General features: G+C 44.4%; 21 protein-coding genes and 2 tRNA genes. 12 read left to right on the top strand and 11 right to left on the bottom strand.

Annotated elements, in window-relative coordinates:
* Positions 1-15: 15 nt before the first annotated feature.
* Positions 16-465 (top strand): DUF411 domain-containing protein, encoded by a 450-nt coding sequence (locus R7M72_RS21470; protein ID WP_318056318.1) that lies wholly within the window; start codon positions 16-18, stop codon positions 463-465.
* A 65-nt stretch (positions 466-530) separates the two neighbouring features.
* Here the strand turns inward: R7M72_RS21470 and R7M72_RS21465 are convergent, their stop codons facing one another.
* Both R7M72_RS21465 and R7M72_RS21460 read right to left on the bottom strand, forming a co-directional pair.
* Positions 531-1,223 (bottom strand): oligogalacturonate-specific porin KdgM family protein, encoded by a 693-nt coding sequence (locus R7M72_RS21465; RefSeq protein WP_115385798.1) that lies wholly within the window; start codon positions 1,221-1,223, stop codon positions 531-533.
* 438 nt (positions 1,224-1,661) lie between these two features.
* On the bottom strand, positions 1,662-4,313 hold the full coding sequence (locus tag R7M72_RS21460; protein WP_115385797.1) for a beta-N-acetylhexosaminidase: 2,652 nt from the start codon (positions 4,311-4,313) through the stop codon (positions 1,662-1,664).
* Positions 4,314-4,807: 494 nt separating this feature from the next.
* On the opposite strand from R7M72_RS21460, the gene R7M72_RS21455 reads away from it, so the two are divergent.
* Together R7M72_RS21455 and R7M72_RS21450 are read left to right on the top strand one after the other, a co-directional pair.
* Complete coding sequence (locus R7M72_RS21455; protein WP_318056317.1) at positions 4,808-5,680, top strand: TraB/GumN family protein; 873 nt, start codon at positions 4,808-4,810, stop codon at positions 5,678-5,680.
* A 152-nt stretch (positions 5,681-5,832) separates the two neighbouring features.
* Entirely contained in the window at positions 5,833-6,216 is a 384-nt protein-coding gene (locus R7M72_RS21450) for a hypothetical protein (protein WP_005384085.1), read from the top strand.
* A 186-nt stretch (positions 6,217-6,402) separates the two neighbouring features.
* Here the strand turns inward: R7M72_RS21450 and R7M72_RS21445 are convergent.
* Positions 6,403-6,479: transfer RNA gene (locus tag R7M72_RS21445), tRNA-Pro, on the bottom strand.
* Between the two features lie 259 nt (positions 6,480-6,738).
* Between R7M72_RS21445 and R7M72_RS21440 the strand changes: the two genes are divergently transcribed.
* The 3 genes from R7M72_RS21440 (at position 6,739) to rluF (ending at position 8,845) form a co-directional block, all read left to right on the top strand.
* Positions 6,739-6,879 carry a DUF3149 domain-containing protein gene (locus R7M72_RS21440; protein WP_005382236.1) on the top strand — a complete coding sequence of 47 codons (141 nt, stop codon included), beginning with the start codon at positions 6,739-6,741 and terminating at the stop codon, positions 6,877-6,879.
* Positions 6,880-7,011: 132 nt separating this feature from the next.
* Positions 7,012-7,593 (top strand): DNA endonuclease SmrA, encoded by a 582-nt coding sequence (smrA, locus tag R7M72_RS21435; protein WP_005382233.1) that lies wholly within the window; start codon positions 7,012-7,014, stop codon positions 7,591-7,593.
* Between the two features lie 94 nt (positions 7,594-7,687).
* Positions 7,688-8,845 (top strand): 23S rRNA pseudouridine(2604) synthase RluF, encoded by a 1,158-nt coding sequence (rluF, locus tag R7M72_RS21430; protein WP_064377052.1) that lies wholly within the window; start codon positions 7,688-7,690, stop codon positions 8,843-8,845.
* Between the two features lie 64 nt (positions 8,846-8,909).
* Here the strand turns inward: rluF and ybaK are convergent, their stop codons facing one another.
* The 8 genes from ybaK to hemA all read right to left on the bottom strand — a co-directional run bounded on the left by ybaK (position 8,910) and on the right by hemA (position 16,764).
* A complete protein-coding gene (gene ybaK / locus R7M72_RS21425; protein WP_064377051.1) occupies positions 8,910-9,383 on the bottom strand; it encodes a Cys-tRNA(Pro) deacylase in 474 nt (157 codons plus the stop codon).
* A gap of 102 nt (positions 9,384-9,485) precedes the next feature.
* Positions 9,486-11,168: a bifunctional UDP-sugar hydrolase/5'-nucleotidase UshA gene (gene ushA, locus R7M72_RS21420; RefSeq protein ID WP_064377050.1), complete on the bottom strand. Its 1,683-nt coding sequence runs from the start codon at positions 11,166-11,168 to the stop codon at positions 9,486-9,488.
* Positions 11,169-11,387: 219 nt separating this feature from the next.
* Positions 11,388-12,239: a 3-deoxy-8-phosphooctulonate synthase gene (gene kdsA / locus R7M72_RS21415; protein ID WP_005384095.1), complete on the bottom strand. Its 852-nt coding sequence runs from the start codon at positions 12,237-12,239 to the stop codon at positions 11,388-11,390.
* 53 nt (positions 12,240-12,292) lie between these two features.
* A complete protein-coding gene (locus tag R7M72_RS21410; protein ID WP_005384098.1) occupies positions 12,293-13,102 on the bottom strand; it encodes a SirB1 family protein in 810 nt (269 codons plus the stop codon).
* A 5-nt stretch (positions 13,103-13,107) separates the two neighbouring features.
* Positions 13,108-13,491, bottom strand: coding sequence for a SirB2 family protein (locus R7M72_RS21405; protein WP_005382225.1), 384 nt, complete (start codon positions 13,489-13,491; stop codon positions 13,108-13,110).
* A 40-nt stretch (positions 13,492-13,531) separates the two neighbouring features.
* A complete protein-coding gene (prmC, locus tag R7M72_RS21400; RefSeq protein WP_017634841.1) occupies positions 13,532-14,386 on the bottom strand; it encodes a peptide chain release factor N(5)-glutamine methyltransferase in 855 nt (284 codons plus the stop codon).
* Positions 14,387-14,389: 3 nt separating this feature from the next.
* The gene (gene prfA, locus R7M72_RS21395) at positions 14,390-15,478 is read right to left on the bottom strand and encodes a peptide chain release factor 1 (protein WP_005382222.1); all 1,089 of its coding nucleotides are present in this window, start codon (positions 15,476-15,478) and stop codon (positions 14,390-14,392) included.
* Between the two features lie 29 nt (positions 15,479-15,507).
* Positions 15,508-16,764 (bottom strand): glutamyl-tRNA reductase, encoded by a 1,257-nt coding sequence (gene hemA / locus R7M72_RS21390; RefSeq protein ID WP_005384104.1) that lies wholly within the window; start codon positions 16,762-16,764, stop codon positions 15,508-15,510.
* 134 nt (positions 16,765-16,898) lie between these two features.
* On the opposite strand from hemA, the gene lolB reads away from it, so the two are divergent.
* The 6 genes from lolB (at position 16,899) to R7M72_RS21360 (ending at position 21,583) form a co-directional block, all read left to right on the top strand.
* Positions 16,899-17,537 (top strand): lipoprotein insertase outer membrane protein LolB, encoded by a 639-nt coding sequence (gene lolB / locus R7M72_RS21385; protein ID WP_017634843.1) that lies wholly within the window; start codon positions 16,899-16,901, stop codon positions 17,535-17,537.
* A complete protein-coding gene (gene ispE, locus R7M72_RS21380) occupies positions 17,534-18,406 on the top strand; it encodes a 4-(cytidine 5'-diphospho)-2-C-methyl-D-erythritol kinase (protein WP_017634844.1) in 873 nt (290 codons plus the stop codon). The genes lolB and ispE overlap by 4 nt, the downstream gene beginning before the upstream one ends.
* A gap of 27 nt (positions 18,407-18,433) precedes the next feature.
* Positions 18,434-19,378: a ribose-phosphate pyrophosphokinase gene (locus R7M72_RS21375; RefSeq protein WP_005393176.1), complete on the top strand. Its 945-nt coding sequence runs from the start codon at positions 18,434-18,436 to the stop codon at positions 19,376-19,378.
* A gap of 151 nt (positions 19,379-19,529) precedes the next feature.
* Positions 19,530-20,120: an aminoacyl-tRNA hydrolase gene (gene pth / locus R7M72_RS21370; protein ID WP_005384112.1), complete on the top strand. Its 591-nt coding sequence runs from the start codon at positions 19,530-19,532 to the stop codon at positions 20,118-20,120.
* Between the two features lie 10 nt (positions 20,121-20,130).
* Complete coding sequence (gene ychF / locus R7M72_RS21365) at positions 20,131-21,222, top strand: redox-regulated ATPase YchF (protein ID WP_005393178.1); 1,092 nt, start codon at positions 20,131-20,133, stop codon at positions 21,220-21,222.
* A gap of 284 nt (positions 21,223-21,506) precedes the next feature.
* Positions 21,507-21,583 (top strand) — tRNA-Met (locus R7M72_RS21360).
* The last annotated feature ends 126 nt before the right edge of the window (positions 21,584-21,709 follow it).

The following is a 21,709-nucleotide window of genomic DNA, read 5'->3' as shown; positions in this document are numbered from 1 at the left end:
CTTTTTGAGGGTATTATGAAGTTGAAACTATTGACCTTTGCAATGCTTGCGACCGTGTCCGCCAACGTATTGGCAGCCGATGTCATTAACCATAAATCGCCATACTGTGACTGTTGTGGAGAATGGACAAAACACATGGAAGAGAACGGCTTTACGGTCGAAGAAAAATTGCACGATGACATGAACGCCATCAAACGCGATCTAGGCATCAAGAATGAACAGCTTTACTCTTGCCACACGGCAGAGATCAACGGCTATCTGTTTGAAGGTCACATTCCAGCCAAAGACATTAAAGCGTTTTTGAAAAATCCACCACGTAACGCAAAAGGCCTATCAGTACCGGGCATGCCAATGGGCTCCCCTGGTATGGAATATGGCGACAAAAAAGACAGCTACACCGTTTACGCCTTTAACGAAAAAGGCCAAGTGTTCGAATATAGCCACCACGAAGGCAACGACCAATAAAAACAAAGCCCAGCGAGATAAACCGCTGGGCTTTTTCTTAATGGACAGTTAAGACAAATATAAAATTAGAAGCCGTAAGAGGCACCAAATACAAAAGCGTTATTCACTAGGCTGTCACCACTCGCGTTTTCTGCACCATGTGCTTGACTACGGAACTCAAAGTAAGGTTGAACACCTTTACGAGTCCACGTTGCACGAAGCTCGTGGTCCATGGTTTCCGCTTCAATCATGTAGACGTTGTTGTAGCTTAGCGTCACATCCTCATTCATCACGTAACCGATGCGGTTGTCCATGCGGTAATCTGTATCCGCATCTGCGTCTGTCGCATCAATGTGCGCACGAGTACGGTTACTTAAGGAGATGCCGTTATCGAAGTTGTAACCGATCTTAACCAATGGACGGTACTGTACATTCTCGCCAGCAGAGAACAGGTGTTGGTAACCCGCGACAACCCATAAATGATCGGTAATATTAAATGACTGCTCACCACCCACAGTGATTGCTGGTGTTGTGTTACCTGCGCCACCGTTTTCTGTTTCCAGTTTACCCAACTGAATACCATCAAATTCGGTGTAAACCGTAAAGCCGCCGAATTGGTTATCAAAAGTATGACCAGCTTCCAGTGTAGACGTAACGTCCGAACCATGAATTCGACCATCATCGTGGAATTGAACATTACCTGTTACGTAAGAAGAACCAGCAAAAGCGTTAGAAGCGAAAGCGAGAGAAAGAGCACTCAGTGCAAAAATGTTTTTCATAATTACTGCCTTTATTTATTCACGTTATGCGATAGTTTTAGAGGGCATCTCTTCCCTTTTATCGCAAACTTTGGAATGTGCCTCCTTGGCGTTCGCAATATTGTTTCAATTAATTCGCGATGGAAAATAAAACATTTTAAAAAGTGATCTTGTTCAAACCGAGCTCAACAACCCTGATAAAAACATGGGAAATACAGGCACTTATCGTATTTTTATAAAATTATTCAAAAAATAGAAGTGTGATCATAAACAGGTTGTTTATTGATATTTAGCAGATTAAGTCGATCCAGTTCACAATAACCTTGACCATTACAACCAAAAACTTATTTATCAATGAAAAATAATTAGACATCGATCACGCTTAATTTCCTCAAAAAATAAAGAAAGCCCCAACATGATGTTGAGGCTTTGCCAAAAAATTAACTTACAAGAATCGAGTTATTTCACGCTGGTCACTCGACTTGCTTTCTCACCGGTTGCTGACACAGAACGGATAAACATTTCACCTTTCACATTTGGACGAGCATTATCTGCGTAAGTTAGCCAGTTCTTGCCGTCTAGAGAGTATTGAAGCTTCACACCCGGGAACTGAACGTTCATTGCCAGTTTACCCTCTTCAACTTTCGCGCCTGGTACAGGTAGACGGTAGTCGATACCTGATTTCTCTAGCTTAGCCAGTTCACGTTGGCCAAGTACGTTCGCAAAGCGGTTGTAGTCTTGGTTTAGCGCAGCTTTGTCTACTAGGTTAGAGCTTTGCGAGTATTCAACACCCACTTTGTAGTCGTTTTCCCAATCAGCACGGTGCCATGCACGCTCAGCTGCTGCTAGTACGCGAGGGAATACCATGTACTCATATTGCTCATCGTTGCGTACTGTCTCAGACCAAAGCTGTGCTGATAGGCCATAGAATGGTTTCGCTTCGATATCACCTTTACCAGTGAAGCCATTGCCATCACGGTCTACAGAGGTTTCTGCGTTCTGAGGCATGTTCTCTGGTGCAAAGCCAAACATCTTACGAGTATCTGTTGCACGTGTAGCCCAGTAGTAACCACGCTCTTTCGGGTCAACTTCGTACGGCATGTCCATGTACACGTAGTCTGGGTTAGAAACGATCACGTCGTAACCTTTCTTAGACCATTCGTACACTGATGATGTGCCACCCCAGTAAAGAACGTCCCAGAAGTTAACACGCGTGTTTTCTGTTGCGAACGCTTTCTCACCTTCACTGTATTTAAGACCATCTTGCCAAGCTTGGAAGTTTGGAATGCCTTTCTCTGCCACCATCTTCGACACTTCTTCTGCAAAGTGGCTTGGTAGATGAGCAAAATCGCTTACCGTACCGTCTGCAATTAGCGTCTGACATTGTGGAGACTGTGCGAATGGCTTGTCTTGCTTAGACAAATCAATGTTACCCTTCCAGCTTACTTTGTCTTCTGCGTTGATATCTTGCAGACCAGCGCCTAGCTTAATGTTCTTCGCTTCGTCACCACCGAAGTGCCATGTTGTTAGCGGCGTGCCTGCCTCTTGGTGCATTGCTGCTACTTCTGAAATCACCTTATCAACGAAGCGAGTTGAAGATTCCATACATGGGTTGATGAAGCTTTGCTTGTTGTAGAACTGAACCGTCGTTACGTTCGATGTATCTTGAGGATCCATCAGGCGGTACTCGTTCGCTTCTGCTTCTTTACCTTCTTCCATTAGACGGTCGTAACGTGCTTCCATTGATACCACTGCTGCACGAGCGTGCGCTGGCATATCAATTTCAGGGATCACTTCGATGTTACGCGCTTTCGCGTACTTCAAGATGTCCACGTAGTCTGCTTTGCTGAAGAAGCCAGAACCAAAGTTGTCTGTCGTTGCACCTGAGCCAAGCTGAGGCAGTAAACAGCTTTTCTCTTCCAAATCGAAACAACGGTTAGCACCCACTTCAGTCAGCTCAGGCAGACCCGGGATTTCTAAACGCCAGCCTTCATCATCCGTTAGGTGAAGGTGTAGTTTGTTCATCTTGTACGCTGCCATTTGGTCAAGCGTTGCAAGGATTGCGTCCTTAGAGTGGAAGTTACGAGCCACGTCCACCATCACACCACGGTAATCAAAACGCGGCGCATCTTTAATAGACAGTTGTGGTAGAGAATCAGCATTTTGGCTATCTACCAGGCCAAAGATAGATTGTACTGCGTAGAAAGCACCTGCTTGGTCGAACGCTTTAATCACAATACTGTCGCCTTTGATGCTCATTTCGTAAGCACCAGATTTTGCTAATTCACCGGTGAAGTCTGCAGGAACAACAGTGATGCTTACAGGAAGATCACCACGAACATCCACACCTACCACTTCTGCACGATCTTGAATTGCTGCGTATTGAGTCGCATCGAATGCGTCTTTAGGCAGCGCGATACCCGCCGCGATATCTACGGTACCTTTACCTGCTTCAACAGACAGTGGCGTTGGTAGTAACGTGGTTGATACGTCTTGTTTTACTAGGTCTTCGTTCTTCTCGAAACGAGACACAGCGTTTGCAAATACGTTGTTGTCATCTGGCGTACGTTTTAGGTTGTTCCCCTCAAGGCCAGTCACGAAAGATGCAACGTCTTCTGTGTTAAGAGAAGCAATCATCTTAGGCTCTGCATTTGGTGCAGCAACGAACGCGCCTGGCATGAAGTCAGTTTCAAATAGCTGCCAGTATTCAGCAACAAGAGGAAGCACAACCTCTTCACCCGCAGCAAAACCATCAAACTTATCTGTCGGTTCTAGTTTGTGTAGGTCACCCGTTACGCGAGAGATTTTGAACTGTTCGTTTTCAACATCCAGAATCAGACGAATGCTGTGGAAGTAAATAGCCCAATCTTTTGAGTCAACCGCTTCTCCTTGGTTAACCAACGTCATGTTTACCTTGTTACAAGACGCCCACTCAGCCCCTAAGCCCTGACAAGCAAGACCTTCGTTTGCGCCGTGGTTAGTCAACACTTGGTATTGAATATCAAGATTATTAGCCAACGAATTTACAACTTGTTGTTCAGAGCTTTGCAGCGCAGCGCAACCTGCTAATGTAGTGATAACAGAAATAGCAATCAGACTAGGTTTAAACATCTTACTTCCCCAAAAAAGTCAGTGGTTCAAAACGACAATGATAAAAATCTCGGCCCCTCAAATGCGAGGTACCTAACCGTTACATTCAACATACAACCTGTTATTTCTAAGCGTAAAATAAATAGAAATAGGAAGTGATCCAGCTCAAAAAATGACACTCAGCAAAAACAATAAAAACCTAATTTTCATGGAGTTACAATACACGTCAAAATCGAACAACTTGTTTTGACGAGTTTGCTGCGATCTAGGTCACTTATATTCATGAGTTACGACTGATTTTGTAAGATTTGGATCACGCCTAATTATTTTGTGAACCATTAGTAAGCGAATTACCTATTTACCTTTCGTGAAGTGACTCTCATTTATTCGTCGTCAAAACTCGTCAATATTTTTATAAATGACGATTTTGTCGAATACACCACTGGAGAAATTGCACTTAACCTCACGCTATTTTGCGTATAAAGTTTCAAGGTATCTTATCTGAGGACCATTCTATGTTTCGTCTCTTGACGCTCATATCATCTCTACTTGTTACTTTAACGCCTTTTTCATCTTATGCAGAGCCACAGCATTGGTTAGCGAAAAAAGGGGAAACCGAACTTATGATTATTGGCTCGGTACATGTGGGGGATAAAACGATGTACCCACTCCCTAGAACGGTCATCCAGTATTTAAGCCAAAGCGCAGGGTTGATTATTGAAGCAGACGTCAGGAATTCTGAAGGCTTGGTTTACCCACAAACAACCATTCTTTCTAAAGATGTTTTAGACAGAGCTCAACGTCGCCACTTAATTGAAATTGCCCAAGATTTAGGTTTGCCAGAAACTCAACTCCTAAATTCCCCACCTTGGATGGCTGCATTCACCATCCAACTCGCTTTAGTCAACAAACTGGGGTATGTCTCTGATAAAGGGGTCGACATGCACCTAATAGGACTCGCTGATAAAAAGCAAATCCCGGTCATTCCACTAGAGTCAGTGCAATTCCAAATCGATTTAATCGCAGGTCAATCAGAAGGCGGTAAAGAGATGCTTCTCTCGTCAATTGAAGAATATGATGGCGGAGAAGAGTTGGTTCAATGCTTGATAGAGAGTTGGAAGAGTGGTGATGGTAGCATGTTGGTCGAAGCCTCTTTGACCGATCATACAACAGAAGAGTTTAACCAAGCCTTTTTATACGAGCGTAATCGAGATTGGGCTAAAAAACTCGACACTGGCAGTGTTCTACCTCAACAATCGGGTCGCTTCACCGTTGTTGTTGGTGGCTTGCATTTAGTAGGTAAAGATAACCTGATTGAACTGCTTAAAAATCGGGGATTTAACATCAAACCACTGGGTAAGACGCGCCAAGCAAATTGTGATATCTAGTGATTGTGTGAAAAATGCCATTTAAATACAATTATTTAAATACAACCATTTAAAAATTCATTCAAACTTTCTTATAAAACGCCGTTAAGCTAAGTGGATACAAAACAACTCATATGAAATTTAAATATTTATTCCTATACACGATTGGAATTATGCTCACTTCTTCGCTGTCTTATGCTAAACCGCCATGCAACGTAGAAGCTTTTCAAGCTATTGATATAACTCCGGAAGTAAAAGGCGGTGTTTTAGATAAAGAGAGTGGTCAATTTCTTATTACCGAAAAACCAATGATGCGTTGCGCGAACATCACGTTTTCAACAGCCCACACTCGAAATCGCGTTGCACATATGATGAACCAAGGCTTTGAAGCGGTTTACTATGATGGAAATACAAGCAAATCTCACTCAGTAACGTTTGATGAAGACGATTTAAAAGCGGGTTACGTCAAGATTGGTCCAAATCACCCAAAGACCGCTTATGTCTGCTTCACTACTTCTGAAACTCCTATCAATACTATCTCGTGTGACATCAAGTAATAAATTTACTCACTCTAAAAAATGAAAAGGCCCTACATTTCTGTAGAGCCTTCCTCTCAATACGTGTCGGTGAAGTGCCATATTCGAACATCAGGCGAACCCCAATTTGATTCGATACTATTGAAGTCTAAAATTACTAGCGCTAAAAACGACGAAAGCCTGCTCATTGAGCAGGCTTTCTAAAAGTGGTCGGTGAAGAGGGATTCGAACCCCCGACCCTCTGGTCCCAAACCAGATGCGCTACCAAGCTGCGCTATTCACCGAGATGTTTAACTGAGGAATTGTCCCCGTCAACGAATGCGTATATTACGGATTCTGAACTGTGGCGCAAGTGCTTTTTACAAAAAAACCTTAGGTCTTAATTCGTTTGATGAATAACTGAACACTAGCACGTAAAATGTGACTGATAACTCACAACAAAATACAGTTTATTAACCTTAGCAACATAATTGATCCAGATCAGTGTGCAACAAGACACCGCCATTTAGTTTATTCCTGTCGGGAACATCTTGGAGGAAACGTATGGACTTTTGGCTTGATCTCCTATTTGGTAATGCAGTGGGTCTATCGTCAATGATAGTAATTTTTGGGGCAATTGGTCTGATGTTATTTTACGGCGGTTTCTTCATATACAAGATCATGAACGACAAATCTCCTCACTAGATCTCGCTTAGCTCTAGAAACGCTTTGCACCGGAGTCGGTTACTTGCCTACTCCGGTTTTTTATTTGATCTCAATGCACCACTCATTGATATAATCCTATTATTCTTCCCTGTTCTTAATGAGATTACTGCTATGTCTCACGACGACGATTTTGATCTATTTCAACAGATGATGGGCGATGTAAAGCCAATCACTCAAGACACCACCGAACACAAAAAAGTACACCAAGTAACAGAAGCACAGCTCGCAAAACGCGAAGCAGCAATCTGGTTAACGGAAGATGACCCAGAATACCTATCACTTGATCACGCTGAAATGCTCAAGCCAGAGGACTTTGTTGAGTTCAAACGTGATGGTGTACAGGACGGGGTTTACCGCAAACTTCGCCTTGGTAAGTATCCAATCCAAGCTCGCTTGGATTTGCACCGTAAAACATTGAAAGAAGCACGTGATGAAGTCGTGACGTTTTTAAAGCAATGCCTATCAATGGACATTAGAACCGTCGTTATCGTCCATGGTCGAGGAGAACGCTCAAATCCACCTGCAATGATGAAAAGCTTTGTTAGCAGTTGGCTACGACAAATAAAGGAAGTCCAATGCGTCCATAGTGCGCAACGCTTTCACGGTGGAACTGGAGCCGTTTACGTCCTACTTAGAAAAAGTGCGGAAAAGAAATTAGAAACCCGCGAACGTCACCAAAAACGGTTAGGCTAAATTTCACCCTAATGCTAGAATGCCCGCCCTTATTCTTCCTTCCCCTTAGAGGAAGGGAGCTTCATTCGCCGTTGTGAAACGTTAGGAGACAAAAATGTCACAAGACAACGCTAAACGATTAAATAAATTCATCAGTGAAACGGGGTTTTGCTCACGCCGTGAAGCAGACAGACTGATTGAGCAAGGCCGTGTCACCATTAATGGCAACAAACCTGAAATGGGGACAAAAGTGCTACCTGGTGATGATGTTTGTGTGGATGGTAAGCCAGTGGCAGCAAAAGAGAAGCCGATTTATATCGCTCTCAATAAACCAACAGGCATCACCTGTACAACTGAGAGAGACGTCCCTGGAAACATCGTTGATTTCATCGGCCACCAAAAACGTATCTTTCCGATCGGCCGCTTAGACAAACCCTCCGATGGTCTGATCTTTTTGACCAACGATGGCGATATCGTCAACAAAATCCTCCGTGCTGGCAACAGCCACGAAAAAGAGTACGTTGTGCGCGTGGACAAACCGATTACAGGTGAGTTTCTCAAACAGATGTCGAGCGGCGTTAAGATTCTCGACACAGTCACCCTACCTTGTAAGGTAACGAAAGAAACTAAATTCTCTTTCCGTATTGTGCTCACTCAAGGACTTAACCGTCAGATCCGTCGCATGTGTGAAGCGCTGGGCTATGAAGTATTCAAGCTGCGTCGCGTACGCATCATGAATATCTCTCTTGATGGTATTCCGAATGGAAAATGGCGTTACCTAAGTGACGAAGAAGTGGCAGAGATCCTAGCAATGTGTGAAGGCTCTGTAGGTACAGAAGAAGCATCAAAAACAGACTCTAGAGGTCGCAACATTCGTAAAGCGACCGACGCGAAGCTGTTTGATAGCCGTGAAGAAAACCAAGATTCTACTGCTCGTCGTAACCAGAAGACACGAACTTTCCGCGGTAACAATGCTGATGAATTCCGTCATGCACCAAACTCGAAAAAAGGTCAACAAAAGCGTCGTCAGCGTGATGATGAAGGCGGACGTCCAGCTAAAGAACATTACAAAGCGAAACCACAAGGTGAACGCAGCAGACCGCAAGGCGAGCATGGTAAATCACACCGTAAACCAGATGCATCGAGCAATACGCATTCAGCAAACAAGCCTCAATCACCGAGTAAGCCTAAGCAGCATTACATGAACCCAAATGCCGCGAAACCAAGTAAACCAGCTAAACGCACTGGTGGTACATTGAGTCTGAAGAAGTAACGCTTCACTGACAGGCAAGATCAAAAAAGGACGCTCATGAGCGTCCTTTTTATTTGTCATGAGTTTACAAACAAAGAGGTGCAAACTGACCGCGAGTTAAGTTCAGCAAATCTCTCGGGGCTAACTCAATTTCTAAACCACGTTTACCAGCACTCACACAGATTGTGTCTTGCTCTACTGCGCTTTCGTGCAAAAAAGTAGGTAAGGCTTTCTTCTGCCCTAGTGGGCTAATTCCACCAACGACATAACCTGTGGTCTTTTGCGCGATTTCCGGATCAGCCATATCGGCCTTTTTGCCCTTCGCTGCTTTCGCCGCCAGTTTTAGGTTCAGCTTTTGATCAACAGGGATAATCGCAACCGCAAGGTTCTTTGGCTCCCCGTTCAAGCAGAACAACAAGGTTTTAAATACTGTTTTCGGATCCTGCCCCAGTACTTCAGCAGCCTCCAAGCCATAACTATCGGCTCTAGGGTCATGCTCATACTGATGAATCGTGTGTGGAATTTTTTTCTTTTTCGCAAGATTAATGGCCGGAGTCATCAAGATTCTCCTCATAAAAACAAAAAGCGCAGACTGAATTGGATCTGCGCTTTTAGTTAATGATATCAGCGAGTTTGAGTCAATCGCTTTTTCTCTGTTGGGTTACTGATCAATCGCCGTATCAACTAAATACGTGATTTCACCTGAAGGGGCATACTCATTAACATCAATAGGGCTGTGTGTTTCTAAATAATCCTTCAGAACCTCAGCATCGGTAAAACCTGTATTTACATACCCTGGATGATCGTCGATTTTAGGGTAACCATCTCCACCAGCAGCATTATAGCTTGGTACGGTAAAGCGGTAATTACCATCTAAGCGAAGTTGCTTATTACCAATGAACACATTGGTTACCTCACCATTATTGATACTCATCGCAATGCCGGCAAACTGTGCATAAGCCCCAGAGTCAACAGGCTTAGTTGCAACGACATTTAGATAATCTAATACCTCTTTACCCGTCATATCAACGTAAGAAACCATATTGCCAAATGGCTGAACAGTGAGCACGTCTTTATAAGTAATATCACCCGCAGCAATCGAATCTCGAACACCACCAGAATTCATTACAGCGAAATCTGCTTTCGCACGTTCCATGTGAGCCGTTGCAATTAATCGACCTAAGTTTGTTTGCTGGTAACGAACCACATTGCGGTCACCCTCAAGCTTACCGTTAGATTCTGCAATCTTCACGTTTAGCTTGCCCTGACCTTTTTCTTGATAAGGACGAAGAAACTCAAGCATCATTTCGTCTTGTTTAATCTCTTCTTGGATAAAGACTCGTTGCGACTGCCCATCAACTTTAACTTTCTTTTTCAAGTTTACAGGGATCAGATCGTAGCTCACCATCGAGAGTTCGCCATTACGAAACTCGTAATCGGCGCGTCCCACATATTTCCCCCACTCATGTGCCTGAACAATAAAGGTACCATTTTGTTTATCGGGCTGACATTCATCACCTGGTTTAAAGTTCTTTTTGATAACGTTTGGACCTTCCATGCACACAGGTTCTTGTGAGTGTCCTCCAACGATCATGTCGAGATCGCCGTCATTCAAATAACGAGCTAACGCCACATCGCCAGGAGCATTGATGCCTCTATTACCATTTTCATAGTGTCCCATATGCGTGACAGCAAAAATCAGATCTGGATACTCTGTCTCTTTCAGTTCTGCAATCAACTTCTTGGCTTCTTCTTTTGGGTCACGGAAGTCAATTTGTTCAATGAACTCAGGGTTGCCAAGTTTCGCTGTGTCTTCGGTTGTAAGACCAATGACCGCAATTTTAATGCCCTGCTTGTTAAACATCGCGTATGGTTGGAATAAACGCTTGCCAGTATTTTTATCGTAAATATTGGCAGACAACATCGGAAAGTTTGCCCACTCTTGCTGCTTGAATAGCACATCCAATGGATTATCAAACTCATGATTACCTAGAGCCATCGCATCGTAACCAATTTTGCTCATGCCTTTGAAATCCGGCTCGGCATCTTGTAAATCAGACTCAGGTACTCCTGTGTTGATGTCACCACCAGAAAGCAATAACACGCTCCCCCCCTCAGCCTGTATTTCTTCGCGCAAATCATCGATTAACGTTTTACGCGCCGCCATGCCATATTCACCGTATCGATTTTGCCAAAAGCGACCATGATGATCGTTAGTGTGCAATACGGTCAATTTATAGGTTGTATCGGCATTCCAATCTGGTACAGGTTGCGTAGCACACCCAGCTAACGAGGCCAAGATAGCGGCACTCAAAACAGTTTTGATCATCAGACGCTGATTCATTTATTTACCTTTTTCTTATTGGGATTACTGACGCACATTTTAAGCATTGGATCTATTTGAAAACCACGTGCACCCTAACACATTGATTTAATAATTATGATGCATTGTTTAGCAATAACAAATTCATCAGTAACAAGTTTGAGAATTCACGGCTTTTCAGATAAAAAAATAGCCAACATCGGTTGGCTATAGTATTTGTTACCACCAGTCATCTGGCGTTTACTTGATATCTATATCTGCAAAGCTCTTGATCAGATCATCAAGCGATTTCATTTGTGCTAAGAATGGCTCTAACTTGTCTAGAGGCAGTGCAGATGGGCCATCACAACGCGCTTGGTCTGGGTTTGGGTGCGCTTCGATAAATAGACCTGCGATGCCTGTCGCTAGACCCGCTTTAGCAAGCTCAACTGTCTGCTCACGACGGCCGCCAGATGCTGCGCCTGATGGGTCACGCATTTGTAGTGAGTGCGTTACGTCAAAGATGATTGGGCTACCTTTCGAAGCATTTTTCATCACACCAAAACCAAGCATGTCTACAACTAGGTTATCGTAACCGTGGCAAGAACCGCGCTCACATAGGATGATCTTGTCGTTACCGCATTCTGCGAACTTCTCAACGATGTTACCCACTTGACCAGGGCTCATAAATTGAGGTTTCTTCACGTTGATAACCGCACCTGTTTTAGCCATAGCTTCAACAAGGTCAGTTTGACGAGCTAGGAATGCAGGAAGCTGAATAACGTCTACCACGTCAGCGACAGGTTGAGCTTGTGCTTCAGTGTGAACGTCCGTGATGATCTTTACACCAAAAGTGTCTTTCAGCTCCTGAAAGATTTTCATACCTTCTTCCAGACCTGGACCACGGTATGAATGAACAGAACTGCGGTTTGCTTTGTCAAACGACGCCTTAAATACGTAAGGAATACCAAGTTTTTCCGTTACTTTTACGTAGTGCTCACAGATCTGCATCGCAAGATCACGAGACTCAAGAACGTTCATACCTGCAAATAGGGTGAATGGCTTGTCGTTAGCAACCTGAATGTCGCCGATATTAACGATTTTCTGTTCCATTTTGATTCTCTTTTTCTGTCCACGATACGCCACAGTTCGGCACATCGATAAAATTAGTGAAGTGTGACGTGCGTTTCACTCATCACATTAACTTGTGATTTTAGTAGCTCGGAAGCCGGATCGTCAGGGCATTGGTCAATAAAGTACTGAAAATCTGATACCGCTACTTGAGGGCACTCTAGCTGTTGGAAAATAAAACCACGGTCACGAATTTCGTATGGGTCATCTGGCACAAATGTTAGAGCAAGATTTGTACAACGTAATGCCAGCGTATAATGCTCTTCACGCAACATCGCACTTTTAATCAACGCCAACCAGCGACCAATAATTGTTGGGTTGTCAGCTTCCTCAAAATGTTCAGGCTTTAGCTGAGCTAGCGGTCCTTCTTGGCCAATAAGCCAAGCTTGAAGAATCCTTTCACCTACATACTCACCATTAAATGGGTTGATGTAGTCTGGCTTCTTATGCATCCAGTCGACTTTTAACAGGAACTGAGTAGGGAAAGTAACTCCCTTCAACGGGAACCCCAGCTTTTTGCCTAGGTATAACAAAATCGAACCTAAGCTCACAGGAATACCTTTTCTGCGCTCCAACACTTTATCGATGAAGCTGTTGTCCGAAATAAAGTATTCCTGCTCGTCGCCTTTGAACCCCCACTCGTGGAAAAACAGTCGTAGGAATGCATCAAATCGTTGCTCTTCATCGGTTTCATGAACAAGCGTGGCTTCTGCATCTTTGTAAAGACGCTCTAACTCTTGTTTCGCCCAATGTACTTTGGTTTCTGGGTTAATCGCTTTGTTTAGCTCAAGCGCACCTTCCACCAACGGTATATTGTCAAAATCTTCGTCAAAAAACTCTAACATGACGTCTATCCAAATAACGTAGGGCTCTTAGACACAGCAATGTTTGCAGCCATGACCAACCAACCTAATGCGCCGAAAAAGCCAAATATCTTCAGTAGGTTGTTTTTCGCAAGTTTCAATGAGAAGAATCCAAGCGCAATGTACGCCAGTACGCAGGTGATTTTGTTTGTTAACCACGGTGCGGCATCGGTAAACGGGATGAAACCCGTAATGAAAATAAGCGCGATACCTGACACTAGCAATGCAGTATCAACGATGTGGGGAAACACTTTCAAAAAGCGATTATTTCGCTTCGGTGAGTTCATCATCATTAACACGAATCGGATCGATAGTAGCGTCGCGCTGAGAGCGATCGTCACTAAGTGTATGTGTTTTAGAGCTACGTACATTTTTCTTCTCTTTTTAGTTAGTGTTTGCTGACTTCCATGATTAACTGGCCAGACAACCAAGTGTTACTCGATCGTTACCGCCATAATCTTTTTCCGTAGCGACCTGTTGGTAACCAAAGCCACGCATTATCTCACGCACCGCCTCACCTTGATCATAACCATGTTCAAATGCCAGCCAACCGCCCACTTCAAGATACTGACGAGCAAGATCCGAGATATGACGAATATCAGCTAAGCCATTCTCTTTAGCAACTAATGCAGATTTTGGCTCAAAGCGCACATCGCCTTGGGATAAATGTGGATCTTTTTCATCAATATATGGCGGGTTGGAGACAATTAAAGCAAACTTCGTACCTTCTGTAATAGGCTCAAACCAACTGCCTTGAGCAAAGGTCACATTTTTGATGTTTAGCTGCTCAGCATTGTACTCTGCAAGTGCTTTCGCTTCTTGCTTAAGGTCTACGCCCATCACTTGACGCTTTGGCATTTCAGATGCAAGCGCGATGGCGATAGCTCCCGTCCCCGTTCCAAGATCTAAAATAGGCCCAGTCTGCTCGTAGGTCTTATCGAGTGCAACTTCGACCAAACGTTCTGTATCCGGTCTTGGGATCAAGGTAGAGGGAGAAACTTTGAATGGTAAAGACCAAAACTCTCGCTCACCAATAATATAAGCGACGGGTTCACCAGTTAAACGTCGTTCAAGTAGAGCGTCAAACTGAGATTTTTGCTCTGCTTCTAATGCTTTTTCTGGCCAGGTCAGCAGGTAAGTTCGTGGTTTGCCAAGGACATGGCAAAGGAGTACAGCTGCATCGAGAGAAGGCGACTCTTTGCCGCCTTCTGCCAGTTTCGCCGTCGCACTTTTCAGTGCTTGCTCAATCGATTGAACTTGGCTCATCGATTAGCCGTTCTCTGCGAGCGCCGCAAGTTGGTCTGCTTGGTGCTCTTGAATCACAGGATCAATCAAGCTCTGCAGGTCACCTTCCATCACTTCGTTCAAACGATAGATGGTCAGGTTGATACGGTGATCAGACACACGACCTTGTGGGTAGTTGTATGTACGAATACGGTCACTACGGTCACCAGAACCTAGAAGGTTACGACGTGTATCAGACACTTCTGCGGCACGACGCTCTTCTTCCGCTTGAACGATACGAGCAGCAAGAACCGCCATTGCTTTCGCTTTGTTCTTGTGCTGTGAACGCTCATCCTGACACTCTACTACCGTACCCGTTGGTAAGTGGGTAATACGAATTGCAGAATCCGTGGTGTTAACGTGCTGACCACCCGCGCCAGATGCACGGAACGTATCGATTTTCAGGTCTGCTGCTTTGATTTCAGGCAGATCCGCTTCAGGGATTTCCGCCATTACTGCTACTGTACAAGCAGAAGTATGCACACGGCCTTGAGATTCAGTTGCAGGAACACGCTGTACACGGTGACCGCCTGACTCAAATTTCAACACGCCGTATGCACCGTCGCCGCTTACTTTCGCGATCATCTCTTTGTAACCACCGTGCTCTGCCTCGTTTGAAGACATGACTTCGATGCGCCAGCCACGCTTTTCTGCGTACTTGCTGTACATACGGAATAGATCACCCGCGAAGATACCCGCTTCGTCGCCACCCGCACCTGCACGAATTTCTAGGAAACAGTTACGATCATCGTTCGGATCTTTTGGCAGAAGAAGAATCTGTAACTCATCAGTAAGACGCTCAATCGTCGCTTTCGCTTCTTTGATTTCTTCTTGCGCCATTTCACGCATTTCTTCGTCGTCTTCGTTTGCCATCTCTTCAGCGGCGACAAGATCTTCTTGTGCTTGTTGATAAGCTTGGAAGCACTTGGTTACTTCTTCTAGCTGAGAGTACTCTCTTGATAGAGCACGGAATTTGTCCTGATTTCCAATTACATCAGGATCACCAAGAAGATGTTGAACTTCTTCGTAACGTTCTACTAGCGTTTCTAGCTTAGTCAGAATAGAGGCTTTCATAGTGTCGTTTTCTTAATAAAAAGCGTGAGTTATAGATCATCCAAGCCAAGTGTTTGGCGGATAATCGTTAATTTTGCTGGTTCGCCTTGCTCTGCTGCACTTTGCAATGCGCGAGTTGGAGCGTGAATCAGTTTGTTGGTGAGTTTATTACTCAGCTCGCGCAGCACTTTCTCCGGATCTGCGCCTGCCGCTAAAGATTGCAAACTTTTGCTCAGTAACTCTTCACGAATTTCGTTGGCTGATTTGCGATAGTCGCGAATACTATCGACGGCTTGCAGTGAACGCAACCATGTCATAAATGCAGCGCTTTCTTCACTAACAATCGCTTCAGCTTGAATCGCTTCGACTTTACGCTGCTCAATGTTGCTGTCGATGATAGATTGCAAGTCATCAACAGAATACAGATATGCGTCGTTCAGTTCACCGACTTCCGACTCCACATCTCGCGGCACCGCAATATCGACTAACAAGATAGGTTGATGTCGGCGCTGCTTTAGAGCCGTTTCGACCATACCTTTGCCAATAATAGGCAATGGGCTCGCCGTTGAGCTAATCACAATATCCGCTTTCGCCAAATGTTCAGGAATTTCGTTCAAACTGATCACTTCTGCGCCAAATTGGTCCGCTAAGCCTTGCGCGCGCTCTTTAGTGCGGTTCGCGACAATCATTTTTGTGCAACCGTTGGACGCTAAATGCTTCGCGACCAATTCAATCGTCTCGCCCGCACCAACTAAAAGCACGGTTGAATCTGATAACGACTCAAAAATATGTTTTGCCAGTGTACATGCCGCATAAGCCACGGACACGGCATTACCACCAATATCTGTCTCTGTTCTTACCCGTTTGGCGACTGAGAACGTCTTTTGAAACAGTTTATCAATCGAGGCATCGACAGCTTGATGATCTCGCGAGTCAGAAAATGCTTGCTTTACCTGCCCCAAAATTTGAGGCTCACCCAACACCAGAGAGTCAAGACCGCACGATACGCGCATCAAATGCTTTATTGCAGCTTGTTCTTCATGAACATACAAACTCGGCATTAAATCTTCGCGGCTCACTTGATGAAATTGAGCAAGCCAATCGATCAACTTGTTTCGCGCTCCTTGCTTAACATCGCAGTACAACTCAGTTCGGTTACAGGTTGAAACAATCACACTGCCGTTAACCGCTTCGTGCTCTCTAAGTTGCTCGAGTGCAGGGCCGAGTTTATCCGGACCAAACGCCACCTTCTCTCGCAAGTCGACAGACGCTGTATTGTGATTAATTCCAATAGCAAGCAAGGACATCTAACGTGGTATCTCTGGGATAGGTTATAAAATAGGTCCAGAATTTTACTGTAAGCACGCATTTATTGAAAGGGTAAGCCGGATTTGTTTTCCTAAGTGCGACTTTTCAATGCTATAGTTGTGAGCGATTCCCGATGAAACTGATTAATAAGCCATCAAACATGACGTTACGCTCCTTTATTCTTTTTTTCTTGTCGAGCTTACTGCTCGCTGGTTGTTCGTCCGTTCCTGAAAGTGTTACCAGCGTTGAATGGCAAGCTCATGAGCAGCGACTCGAAACCATCCAAGATTTTCAAGCAACGGGGAAACTTGGTTATATTGGCCCAGACCAAAGACAAAATTTAAACTTCTACTGGAAACATTCTTCAGCACTAAGCCAGTTGCGTTTAACAACGATTCTCGGACAAACGGCATTAAAGCTCACCATCACCCCACAAGGCGCCACAGTAGAAACTTACGATGATCAGGTCCTTTCTTCTCGCAGTGCTAATCAGCTGATTTACCGTCTTACAGGGTTGATGATGCCCGTCGATCACATGCCTGACTGGCTATTAGGTCTACCGACCGATGCCGACAAATTCCAACTGTCTCCAACCAATACACTGCAAGCGTTAAACAAACAAATTGGTTTAAATGATTGGAGTATCGCTTATCAACGATATGGCGACGTTCAATGGCATGAACAGTCTCTCCCTCTGCCAAATAAGCTGAAACTCACCACAGCTGATGTCAAAATAAATCTAGTGATCACAAAATGGAACATCACCCAATGATTGAACTTTCAACACGCTGGCCATCACCAGCGAAATTGAATCTCTTTCTATATATCAACGGCCGTACAGAGAATGGCTACCACGAGTTACAAACCTTATTCCAATTCGTCGATCACGGCGATGAGCTCACCATTCAAGCGAACCATTCTGGTGATATTACGATTTCTCCAGAGATAGAAGGTGTGCCTCTTCAAGACAATTTAATTTGGAAAGCAGCAACCGCGCTTCAAGCTTACTCAAACTGCCCTTTTGGCGCGCATATTGAGCTACAGAAAGTGCTGCCTATGGGTGGAGGCATTGGTGGGGGCTCATCGAATGCAGCTACAGCATTAGTGGCACTGAATTACTTATGGCAACTGAATCTAACTGACGACGAACTGGCTGAAATAGGTTTAAAACTAGGCGCAGACGTGCCCGTATTTGTGCGCGGATTTGCAGCTTTTGCTGAAGGTGTTGGTGAAAAACTCTCTCCTGCTTATCCCGAAGAAAAGTGGTATTTAGTCGTCAGACCCAATGTATCTATAGCAACCGTCGACGTTTTTTGTCATCCAGATCTAACGCGAAACACCCCAAAACGAGATCTAGAAACACTTTTAAATACGCCAAGCGTAAACGATTGCGAAAAAATTGTACGAATGCTCTACCCAGAGGTTGATAAGCAACTTTCTTGGCTGCTACAATACGCGCCGTCAAGATTGACGGGGACAGGATCTTGCGTTTTTGCTGAATTTTCGAGCAAATCTGAAGCAGAAACTATCCTTGCACAACTCTCTGATAAAGTCTCGGCATTTATCGCTCAAGGGCGCAATATTTCGCCATTAAAAGAGACTTTGGCTGAATACCAATCAGCCTCACACCGACCTATTTAAACTGGACGCAAACCCGAGGTTTCCACCGTGCCTGATATGAAGCTATTTGCTGGTAACGCAACACCTGAACTAGCCCAACGTATTGCTGATCGTCTTTACATCTCTCTTGGTGATGCATCTGTTTCTCGCTTTTCTGATGGCGAAGTTGCAGTTCAAATCAATGAGAATGTTCGTGGTAGCGATGTTTTCATCATTCAATCCACTTGTGCACCGACTAACGACAACCTAATGGAATTGGTTGTTATGATTGATGCAATGCGCCGTGCTTCAGCAGGCCGTATCACTGCAGTTATCCCTTACTTCGGCTACGCTCGCCAAGACCGTCGTGTACGTTCTGCGCGTGTGCCAATTACTGCAAAAGTTGTTGCTGATTTCCTATCTAACGTTGGTGTTGACCGCGTTCTAACTATCGACCTACACGCAGAGCAAATTCAAGGCTTCTTCGATGTACCTGTAGACAACATCTTCGGCACGCCAGTGCTACTTGAAGATATGCAGGCTCGCGGTCTAGATAACCCTGTAGTGGTATCTCCTGACCTAGGTGGCGTTGTTCGTGCTCGTGCAACAGCAAAAGCACTAGGCGACATCGACATCGCAATCGTAGATAAGCGTCGTCCACGTGCAAACGTTTCTGAAGTAATGAACCTAATCGGTGATGTTGAAGGTCGTGACTGTGTGATCGTTGATGACATGATCGACACAGGTGGCACACTATGTAAAGCAGCTGAAGCACTAAAAGAGCGCGGTGCTAAGCGTGTATTCGCTTACGCTACTCACGCAGTATTCTCAGGCAACGCTGCGGATAACATCAAGAACTCAGTTCTTGACCAAGTTATCGTAACTGACTCTATCTCTCTGTCTAAAGAGATGGCTGCAACAGGTAAAGTGACAACACTAAGCCTATCTCGCATGCTGGCTGAAGCGATTCGTCGTATCAGCAACGAAGAGTCAATCTCTGCAATGTTCAACTAATACGAACATTTCAGTTACACTGATTTCAAAAGCACCCCTCTTTGGGGTGTTTTTTTATTTGTACTGATAACTAGAAAATCCCTTGGTCGCCCACCGCGAGTTTTCTGTGCTATCATACTGCGCTTTTTGAGATTCCAGAGAGATCCTAACCTTGAGTCAACAAATCAAACTTCTTGTTGGTCTTGCTAATCCAGGACCAGAATACGCCAGAACTCGTCACAATGCGGGCGCTTGGGTTGTAGAAGAATTAGCACGCGTTCACAACGTTACACTGAAGAACGAACCAAAGTTTTTTGGTCTAACAGGACGCATTATGGTCAATGGCCAGGATCTCCGTTTGCTTATCCCAACCACCTTCATGAATCTATCAGGTAAATCGATCGCAGCGCTTGCGAAATTTTATCAAATTAAACCTGAAGAGATCATGGTTGCTCATGACGAGCTAGACTTACCGCCAGGTGTCGCTAAGTTTAAAAAAGGTGGGGGTCACGGTGGACACAACGGTCTGCGTGACACCATTAGCAAACTGGGCAATAACAAAGATTTTTATCGTCTTCGTATTGGCATTGGTCATCCGGGACACAAAGATAAAGTGGCGGGTTTTGTATTAGGTAAAGCGCCAGCTAAAGAGCAAGAGCTTTTAGATGCAGCAGCTGATGAGGCTGTTCGTTGTCTAGATATCCTGATTAAGGATGGCCTATCTAAAGCACAAAATCGCCTCCACACGTTCAAAGCTGAATAAGGTTACTATCATGGGTTTTAAATGTGGCATCGTTGGTCTACCTAACGTAGGTAAATCAACTCTGTTCAACGCACTAACTAAAGCGGGTATCGAAGCAGCAAACTTCCCGTTCTGTACCATTGAACCAAACACTGGTGTGGTTCCTGTGCCAGATCTACGTCTAGACGCACTAGCTAAGATCGTTAACCCACAGAGAGTTCTTCCAACGACGATGGAGTTCGTGGACATCGCTGGTCTTGTTGCTGGTGCATCACGTGGTGAAGGTTTAGGTAACAAATTCCTAGCTAACATCCGTGAAACAGACGCGATTGGCCACGTTGTACGCTGTTTTGAAAACGAAAACATTGTTCACGTTTCAGGTAAAGTTTCACCTATCGAAGATATCGAAGTGATCAACCTTGAACTTGCAATGGCTGACCTTGATTCTTGTGAGCGAGCGATTCAACGTAACGCGAAGAAGGCAAAAGGCGGCGATAAAGACGCAAAATTTGAACTAACCGTACTAGAAAAACTGTTACCAGTACTAACTGAAGGCGGCATGGCACGCACAGTTGAACTATCTAAAGAAGAGTTAGCAGCAATCGGCTACCTAAACTTCCTAACACTGAAGCCAACTATGTACATTGCAAACGTAAACGAAGATGGCTTCGAAAATAACCCATATCTAGATGCGGTTCGTGAGTTCGCAGAAAAAGAAAACAATGTCGTTGTACCTGTATGTGCAGCTATCGAATCTGAACTATCTGAACTAGAAGATGAAGATCGCGAAGAATTCCTAGCAGATATGGGGATCGAAGAGCCGGGCCTGAACCGTGTAATTCGCTCTGGTTACGAACTACTGACTCTACACACCTACTTCACAGCAGGTGTTAAAGAAGTACGTGCTTGGACAATCCCTGTTGGTGCAACTGCGCCTCAGGCGGCAGGTAAGATCCACACTGACTTCGAGAAAGGCTTTATTCGTGCAGAAGTAGTTGGTTACGACGATTTCATCCAATTCAATGGTGAAAATGGCGCAAAAGACGCAGGTAAATGGCGTCTAGAAGGTAAAGACTACATCGTAAAAGATGGCGATGTTGTACACTTCCGCTTCAATGTTTAATTAAATGAATGAATTCTAAACACTTCATTTACACTAAAAGCCAGCTGTTAAGCTGGCTTTTTTAATACCTTAAGTAAATGAACAAAAATAAATTACGCAACTGCAAGCTAATTTATTTCCAGTTTTAGATCATAAACACGCCTCTTTGTTTAAAAAGGAAGCGAACGAGGTTTTTTCCGAAATTTATTAAAAAAAACTGTTGACGGATCTCACTCAACTTCGCATAATGCGCGCCGTTCCCAACGACAAGGCAACAAAGCGTTGAGAACAAAAAATATGGTTTTGGCTACGTAGCTCAGCTGGTTAGAGCACATCACTCATAATGATGGGGTCACAGGTTCGAATCCCGTCGTAGCCACCATAAACAACGTTATTTAGGTTTTTACCAATTACCTTGATAACTACAGAATAAGTTGCGGAAGTGGCGGAATTGGTAGACGCACCAGATTTAGGTTCTGGCGCCGCAAGGTGTGAGAGTTCAAGTCTC

It is taken from the genome of Vibrio sp. YT-18, from assembly GCF_033337345.1.
Classification (GTDB): Bacteria; Pseudomonadota; Gammaproteobacteria; order Enterobacterales; family Vibrionaceae; genus Vibrio; species Vibrio alginolyticus.
The sequence above is the reverse complement of the archived record's forward strand: the minus strand, read 5'-3'. Positions and strand labels throughout refer to the sequence as shown.